The 8,005-nt window shown below is 39.7% G+C and carries 10 protein-coding genes; 2 read left to right on the top strand and 8 right to left on the bottom strand.

Annotation, left to right across the window (positions count from 1 at the left end):
• Positions 1–553 (top strand): Orn/Lys/Arg family decarboxylase (locus CTN01_RS21650; RefSeq protein WP_487246539.1); only part of this gene is annotated, 553 nt, incomplete at its 5' end.
• A gap of 176 nt (positions 554–729) precedes the next feature.
• On the opposite strand, the gene cspE (CTN01_RS21645) is transcribed toward CTN01_RS21650, so the two are convergent.
• The 6 genes from cspE (CTN01_RS21645) to CTN01_RS21620 all read right to left on the bottom strand — a co-directional run bounded on the left by cspE (CTN01_RS21645) (position 730) and on the right by CTN01_RS21620 (position 4,371).
• Entirely contained in the window at positions 730–942 is a 213-nt protein-coding gene (cspE, locus tag CTN01_RS21645) for a transcription antiterminator/RNA stability regulator CspE (RefSeq protein WP_045084686.1), read from the bottom strand.
• Positions 943–1,195: 253 nt separating this feature from the next.
• Positions 1,196–1,408 (bottom strand): transcription antiterminator/RNA stability regulator CspE, encoded by a 213-nt coding sequence (gene cspE, locus CTN01_RS21640; protein WP_045084685.1) that lies wholly within the window; start codon positions 1,406–1,408, stop codon positions 1,196–1,198.
• Positions 1,409–1,633: 225 nt separating this feature from the next.
• Entirely contained in the window at positions 1,634–1,843 is a 210-nt protein-coding gene (locus CTN01_RS21635; protein WP_005372115.1) for a hypothetical protein, read from the bottom strand.
• Positions 1,844–2,185: 342 nt separating this feature from the next.
• A complete protein-coding gene (gene cspE / locus CTN01_RS21630) occupies positions 2,186–2,419 on the bottom strand; it encodes a transcription antiterminator/RNA stability regulator CspE (RefSeq protein ID WP_039861059.1) in 234 nt (77 codons plus the stop codon).
• A 283-nt stretch (positions 2,420–2,702) separates the two neighbouring features.
• Positions 2,703–3,770, bottom strand: a complete 1,068-nt coding sequence (locus CTN01_RS21625; protein WP_045150480.1) for an FUSC family protein — start codon at positions 3,768–3,770, stop codon at positions 2,703–2,705.
• 31 nt (positions 3,771–3,801) lie between these two features.
• Positions 3,802–4,371: a cysteine hydrolase family protein gene (locus CTN01_RS21620; RefSeq protein ID WP_005372121.1), complete on the bottom strand. Its 570-nt coding sequence runs from the start codon at positions 4,369–4,371 to the stop codon at positions 3,802–3,804.
• Between the two features lie 147 nt (positions 4,372–4,518).
• On the opposite strand from CTN01_RS21620, the gene CTN01_RS21615 reads away from it, so the two are divergent.
• Positions 4,519–5,427, top strand: coding sequence for a LysR substrate-binding domain-containing protein (locus CTN01_RS21615; protein WP_045150479.1), 909 nt, complete (start codon positions 4,519–4,521; stop codon positions 5,425–5,427).
• A gap of 76 nt (positions 5,428–5,503) precedes the next feature.
• Here the strand turns inward: CTN01_RS21615 and CTN01_RS21610 are convergent, their stop codons facing one another.
• Both CTN01_RS21610 and CTN01_RS21605 read right to left on the bottom strand, forming a co-directional pair.
• Positions 5,504–6,691, bottom strand: a complete 1,188-nt coding sequence (locus CTN01_RS21610; RefSeq protein ID WP_045150477.1) for a BaiN/RdsA family NAD(P)/FAD-dependent oxidoreductase — start codon at positions 6,689–6,691, stop codon at positions 5,504–5,506.
• A 145-nt stretch (positions 6,692–6,836) separates the two neighbouring features.
• Positions 6,837–7,946, bottom strand: a complete 1,110-nt coding sequence (locus CTN01_RS21605; protein ID WP_045084680.1) for a mechanosensitive ion channel family protein — start codon at positions 7,944–7,946, stop codon at positions 6,837–6,839.
• Between the last annotated feature and the right edge of the window lie 59 nt (positions 7,947–8,005).

Here is an 8,005-nt window from a genome sequence, read left to right as displayed (position 1 = left end):
CTTCCAAGTAATGTTCCTATTCTCAATGGGTATTACTAAAGGTAAGCGTGACACATTGATCAACACATTGTTGTCATTCAAGCGTCACTACGATGCTAACGCAGATATCGAAACACTATTACCTGAGCTAGTTGCATCAGCACCAGAAGTGTACAAAGGTCTTGGTCTTAAAGATCTAGGTAACAAGATGTTTGAATACCTAGTTCGCCATAACCCAAGCCAAGTACTAAACCATGCTTACTCAAGCCTTCCTGTAATGGAAGTGAAACCACGTACTGCTTACCAGTTCGTCGTATCTGATGAAGTTGAGCTAGTACCTTCTGACAAGCTAGTGGGTCGTGTTGCAGCGAACTCTGTTATCCCTTACCCACCAGGCATCCCAATGCTAATGGGTGGTGAAAACTTCGGTGACGAAACAAGTCCTCAAATCCAGTACTTGAAAGCACTAGAAGCATGGGATGCAGAATTCCCAGGTTTCGAACACGAAACTGAAGGCGCAGAGATCGAAGACGGTAAATACCACGTTCTTTGTATCAAAAAAGACGCTCTATAATCGACTAAGTCGATAACGTGACTACCTAAATCCTCGCTCTTTGAGTGGGGATTTTTTTATGTCATTCCATTCATAAAATTAATATCGTGCGTATTACATCGCAATCAATGACGCCAAATTACAGATATAAAAAATGCCGGCCTTAGCCAGCATTTCATGCTTATCAGCAGATAAACTTATAGCCCGATAACATTTGCCGCTTGCAGACCTTTTTGGCCTTGCTCTACGTCAAATGAAACTTTCTGACCTTCAGCTAAGGTTTTAAACCCTTCTGAAGCGATGGCACGGAAGTGAACAAAGACGTCAGCGCCGCCATTGTCTTGAGTTAGAAAACCAAAACCTTTCTCTTCGTTAAACCATTTTACTAAACCAAGTGTTTTATTAGACATTATGTGTCCCTTATATGTATTTCATTGAGGTGTCGCAACACGCGACGGCCGAAATAACGATGTTTGAACTATCGATAAAGCAAAGGGAAACACGGATAAAACAACATAAATGCAGCGATAAACAGTTTTCTTCTACGAAAAAGATGACAAATTTCAATTTTCAGCAAGTAAGACATTTAACTAATATCTTCTTTAGTTAAACACCCTAGTAGATGTTCAGTTAGCAGCGACGCCGCTACCTGATCGTCAGTCTTTACAGACCAACCACATTTGCCGCTTGCAGACCTTTCTGGCCTTGCTCTACGTCAAATGAGACTTTCTGACCTTCAGCTAAGGTTTTAAACCCTTCTGAAGCGATGGCACGGAAGTGAACGAAGACGTCAGCGCCGCCATTGTCTTGAGTTAGAAAACCAAAACCTTTCTCTTCGTTAAACCATTTTACTAAACCAAGTGTTTTATTAGACATTATGTGTCCCTTATATGTATTTCATTGAGGTGTCGCAACATGCGACGGCCGAAATAACGATGTTTGAACTATCGAGAAAGCAAAGGGAAACACGGATAAAACAACATAAATGCAGCGATAAACAGTTTTCTTCTACGAAAAAGATGACAAATTTCAATTTTCAGCGAGTAAGATTATTAAATTAAGCGAATGTGTTTATTCGATTAATTTAATACTCTCTGAGTATTAATATGAGATAGTGAAATTACCAATTAATTTATTATCGGAATTAGTAATATCGCCTTTACCGGTTTTTTCACAGTATGAGAAATTAATATCCACATTATCAACATTCCCTTTCATTAATACATGTCGGGTTAATACATCACTATTTAACTGATGAATTGTTGAGTTCCAAGAATGTTTGTTTTTTAATAAGTTAAAATTTACGTTCATTATTTTACTGCTTCTTTTTTTTGTGTATTTATTGTATTTACAGGGCGGTTTTGTTGAAACCAAAATCGTTTACGACCAAGAGATCGAGACATAAGCATATCCTTAGCTTTATCATTAATTTAAATGAACTTCTAAGAAAGATATTTCTTAGTACATTTAAATTATAAAATGAGTATAAAATCTATCTATTATAGGTAACGAGGGAAATAGGAACGTAACGACAAATACAAACAAAAGCAGATATTGGAAGTGGTTATTATTTTCGATGGTACGGTATAACTAATTATTTTTACTTTGAAAGCGGCGCAAATAGTATATAACTATTTGCGCCAACTTAAATTCTTATAGCGCTACAACGTTAGCTGCTTGTAGGCCTTTTTGACCTTGCTCTACTTCGAAAGAAACTTTTTGGCCTTCAGCCAAAGTTTTAAAACCTTCAGAAGCGATAGCACGGAAATGAACGAATACGTCAGCGCCGCCATTATCCTGAGTAATGAAACCGAAACCTTTCTCTTCGTTGAACCACTTAACGATACCAGTAGACATATTGTGTCCCTTATTTAATTTAAAATTCATGAGTTATCGCAATAAAAAATCACGATGCGCTGAAAGCTTGAATTATTGAATGTGACGATGAAGCTAAGGGAAACACTGAGGATGACGACAATAACGAAGAAATTCTGAGGTTTTACTTTTACTTGATGTTGCATTAATAACTCTGAACAACAGAGCGACGCCATTATTGTCTTATAACCAATAATTGTAAAGGTTTATTTTCTATAATTTTTGGTTATCAATTTAACTCATTGATAGTAGTCATTTTAAATTTAAAATAAAGATTTTATATTTAAATGTCGATTCAATCTTCCTCTTTTTCTCTCTTAATTTTCAATAAAGGGCTAATAACATAAGTCACGACATAAACACTTATCACACCAATCACACCCCCCAATACAACATCGAACATTCGAACCATCGCAATTGATTCTGTATGTATCATCGAACCAGCAGCAATGGCAATAAGCATACAACGTAATGTAAAAGCGACTGGATAAGGTTTAATGACTAGAGTTAAAGGAATAAGAAAAGCGGCAAAGCTATTAAGCAATGTGACACTTCCAATAAATGACGATAAATAAACAACCCCTCCTCCTAAACTTAAACCTAATACCGCCCCTCTACCTCGATGTTTAAACTTTTTATGCATGCTACTTAGCTCTCCGGTTATCACACTCACCGAAGACCAAATAACCCACTGTCCTTGCTTTATAGCGAAATATTTAACAAAAACAGCGGTCATAAAAATAGCGAAGAAAATACTTAATACCGAATAAATGACCGCTGGTTGTTTTTTAACGATATAGGGATGATCCCTACCAATCAGAGCATATGTCCGATCTTTCGGTATTTTAGCCATATTTAAACAGACTAAAACCAATATTGGTCCAATTAAGGTAACGGGTAATTGCTCAAGCAATTTTATATACGCAAGAGTAAATGCATGAGGGTTTACACGATCATAAAGCTCACAACTTAAATATAACGCAGGGATCAATATCCAATTTCCTAACGATTTTAAATTTTTATCCCAATAAGAAAAACTGGCGCAAATCGCACCCAATAAAGCACTGAACAAAGCAAACAACAGTGGAGAGCTTTGCACCCAATAAAGGACCGTAAAACCCAGAATAATAGCCAGCCAATGTAAGCACGTTTCTAATAACCCACTCAAACCTAAACTATTTTGCACACAAAATAGTGCCCCACTCACCAACCCCAGTTGCAGATAACGATGATCGCCAGTTATACACGCCACAATGAAACAGGGAAAAATAGCAACCGTCATACAAACAAGCGTTGGCACATCACACCATGCAGATAGCGTCTGTTTTATATGCCACTGGTTATAGCCCCATGTCATTTTCATCGGCTTTATGCTCTTATATTTGTCTCAATTACTAACAGGTAAGCTGTTCAACACTGATCACTTCGGCAAGTCGAGAAAGCAACTCAATAGACTGTTGATGTGTTTGCTGACTGTCAGCAGCACAAGCGTCTTCAATGATCGTTACTTGATAATCTCGGTCATGTGCATCTCGGGTCGCCGATTGAATAGCTAAAGTGGTACTCACACCAGTTAAATACACATGTTCAATACGGTTCGCACGTAAAACCGCTTCTAATGGTGTACCGTAAAAAGGGCTAATTCTTGGTTTTTCAATAATAAAGTCACTCGGTTGTACATCTAAATCATCATGAAATTCAGTACCAAAGCAGCCTAACTGCAATGCCTTATATTGATTAGCCAAACCAAAGATTGGTGAGTTTTTCGGTTGGGCATAATAATGGGACTCGAATCCGACTTTAACGAGAATCACTAACCAATCATTTTTACGGGCATATGCAAGCGCTTGGTTGGTATGGGGTATCGCATTTTGCTCTTGAACATGCGAAGCACATGATGGGATTTTTCCGTCGGGGTGGACAATATCATTAATAAAATCGATAACGAGTAATGCTTTTTTCATCATAATTTTCTCTTGTTAGGTCATTAGCACTTCAATTAGATATCCTGCTAAATACGACTATTTCATATTGTTTTCACTGTATTTTAGTTTTTAACGACAATAGAGAGAAACGATATATACTTACGGTTATGTAAGTTTTTCTAACAAATGAAAATGAAGCATCTACCGCCATTAAAATCGCTGCCTGTTTTTCTCAGCGTATGTAAACACCTTAATTTTTCTAAAGCAGCCAATGAGTTGTGCGTCACTCACTCTGCTGTTAGTCAAAGTATTCAAAGCCTTGAAAGCTATCTCGGAAAACGGTTATTTCATCGCACAACACGTCAAATGACGTTAACAGAAGATGGAAAACGCTATCAACGTGCCATTCAAGAGGGGATAAATATCATTGAACAGGCAACTCTTCGAGAGTTAACCTCTCAGCAGCAGATCTCTATCAGTATTATTCCTTCCTTAGGGCTAAAATGGTTAATTCCTCGAATGCCAGCATTACAAGAAAAGTATCCTGATATTGATTTACGCTTTTCTACGCATTCGACGTTGGCATTAGAGCTCCTTCCCCATAGCCTTGATATTGCTATTTGTTATGGTGAGGGAAATGAATGGCCTGAATACAACGTGGTTCCTTGGAATGAAGATAGGTTGGTGCTAGTCGGTAGCCCCTCAAAAAAGCCTCTTCCTGATGATTTAAATAACTACTTTGCTGAACAGCCAACGATTTGGGTGGATCGCTCTCTACGTGACTCTGATTGGACACATTGGTGTCAAAGCTTAGGCGTCGATGTACCTAACAATTCCAAGCGACGTTATTTTCAAAGTTCTGTGCAGGCAATTGAAGCTGCTATCGCAGGGTTGGGTGTTTTTGTAACACATCGAATGTTTGTCAACGATGAAATAAAAGCAGGCTTATTAGCAGAGCTTACTCCACATAGTGTATTAAGCCGTTGTAGCTATTTCATCGTCAGTAAGAAAGAAAAACAGAACAGACCAGAAGTACAAAACGTCATTGCTTGGCTGCAAGACACGCTCAAACAAGAAAAGTCAGTAACATATTGATAGACAGGGTAATACTCTCTTATCTTGCTTAATAAGAGAGTATTAAAACTAGAGACAAGATATCGTATAAAATAGATTAGGCATATTGCCCAGCAACATAACCAGAGCTCCATGCCCACTGGAAGTTATAGCCACCTAACCAACCACTCACATCCATCACTTCACCAGCAAAATACAAGCCTTTCACTTTCTTCGCTTCCATGGTTTTTGAGGATAGTTCATCGGTATCCACACCGCCTAATGTCACTTCTGCTGTACGATAGCCTTCTGTACCATTTGGCGCGATCTGCCATTGGTGGAAGTATTCACTCAGTAATGCCAGCTCTTTATGATTAAGCTGCTTTAACGGCTTATCTTGCACATCACCACGCTCAATTAACGCTTCAATTAAACGCTTCGGCAGTAAGCGAGACAGCGAGTTTTTCAAGCTTTGGTTTGGATGTGCGTCACGCATCTCATTTAAGGTGTCAGCCAAGGTTAAATGCGGCAGTAAGTCTGCGGTGATCTTCTGACCCGGCTTCCAGTATGACGATACCTGTAAAATCACAGGACCGGATAAACCACGGTGAGTAAACAGTAAGTTCTCTTTAAATGAAGTGCCATCTTCAGTTTCAACGACCGCTGGTACTGCAATACCAGACAGATCAGCTAATGCTTCTTTATCTTCTACATGCAGCGTAAACGGTACAAGGCCAGCAGTGGTTGGGATCATTTTTAAGCCAAACTGCTCAGCAACTTGATAACCAAACGGGGTTGCACCCAGTTTTGGCATTGATAAACCACCGGTTGCGACCACCAGCGATTCACAACTGACAGTGTCAGTGTTAAGTCCTAAAGTAAATCCAGATTCAGTCTTTTCAATACTATGAACATCAACTTGGTAACGCTGGGCGATATTCGGCATATCGCATTCAGACAATAACATTTGAACAATGTCTTTTGCTGAATCTAGGCAGAATAACTGGCCATGATCGCGCTCTTCATAATCAATCCCGTGTTGGCATACCATGCCTATAAAATCCCATTGGGTGTATTGAGATAGCGCAGATTTCACAAAGTGTGGATTACGACAAACAAAATTATTCGCGGCCACATCCATATTGGTAAAGTTACAACGACCGCCACCTGAGATCAGGATTTTACGTCCCGGCTTCTTACCATGATCAACCACCAATACAGAGCGACCACGCTTACCCGCTTCAGCTGCACACATCAGCCCTGCAGCACCAGCACCGATAATGACGACATCGTATTTATTTGTCATGAATTACTATCTGCCTTTCAAAAACACTAAGGGAAAAACGAAAAAAGGATGCTAGTCGCTAGCATCCTTTCTCTCTCGCGGCAGCTATTTTACCTACCTAATGGCGTAATACCAACCGTAATAATTTATCCTGATAACAAACCTATTAAGCTTGCTGAACACGCTCAATAGAGGCCAATGCCGTAGATGCCGCAGCAGGCATATCTAATGTTGTGGTTGGGAAAGCAAAATCTGCCCCATGCGAATGTACAATCTCAACAATTTTAAGCATCACATCCTGCTGTACGTCTTTGTACTTAATCCATTCAACCGTTTTGGTAAAGGTATATACCAAGATATTAAGTGACGACGCACCGTAAGTATCAAAGCTCACAATCAAGGTTTGTCGAGTATCGATGTCTGGGTGGTTTTGTAGCATGGTTTTTATGTCACGAACGACATCACCCACCACAGCAGCATCACAATAACGTAAACCGACACTTTGCTTAATACGACGGTTGAGCATGCGAGACGCATTTTCTACCACCACCGAGCTAAACACAGAGTTTGGGACATACATTGGACGCTTATCAAAGGTGCGGATAATGGTCATACGGAAACCAATTTTCTCGACCGTACCTTCAATTTGACGATCAGGACTGCGGATCCAATCACCCACTTTAAACGGACGATCAAAATATAACATCATACCGCCAAAGAAATTCGCCAGTAGATCTTTCGCTGCCATACCGACAACTAAACCACCAACACCACCAAAGGTGAGTAAGCCTGATAAACTCAAGCCCAGATTTTGCATCGCAATTAAGCCACCAAACACCATGACGATTAAGCGCAAAATCTTTGATATCGCATTAACGGTTGTCGCATCACGCTGTGGTCGGTTTTCCAATATGGTCTGCTCCATATTGGAAATTAAACGAAATAGCGTCCAAATAATGGTCCAGATCAGCAACAAATGACGAAGAGTCGATAAGGATGTGCTGGAATAACTGGTCAAGTTATCGACCAATATGCCTATCGACAGCAGCCCCGGCCAAACCCAAATACATAAAGTAATAGGAGCGCGGATCGCACTGATTAATGCGTCATCCCAAATAAACTGACTTTTTTCTGCCACTGTAGCTAGTCGACGTGACAATAAGATCCATCCACCCCATAACACCGAGCTCAACAATAACAGTAAGCCAATGTTATACAGCCAATCGACAGATGCGCCCTTTTCTAACGACGACCACCAATATATGAACTTTTCCATAACGTTTCTGATTCTCTATGATTAGCGATACGCAAAAAAACAGGCTATCAATATAGCCT

The organism is Photobacterium angustum (assembly GCF_003026365.1).
GTDB classification, from domain to species: domain Bacteria; phylum Pseudomonadota; class Gammaproteobacteria; order Enterobacterales; family Vibrionaceae; genus Photobacterium; species Photobacterium angustum.
This window is presented reverse-complemented; position numbering and strand designations above follow the sequence as displayed.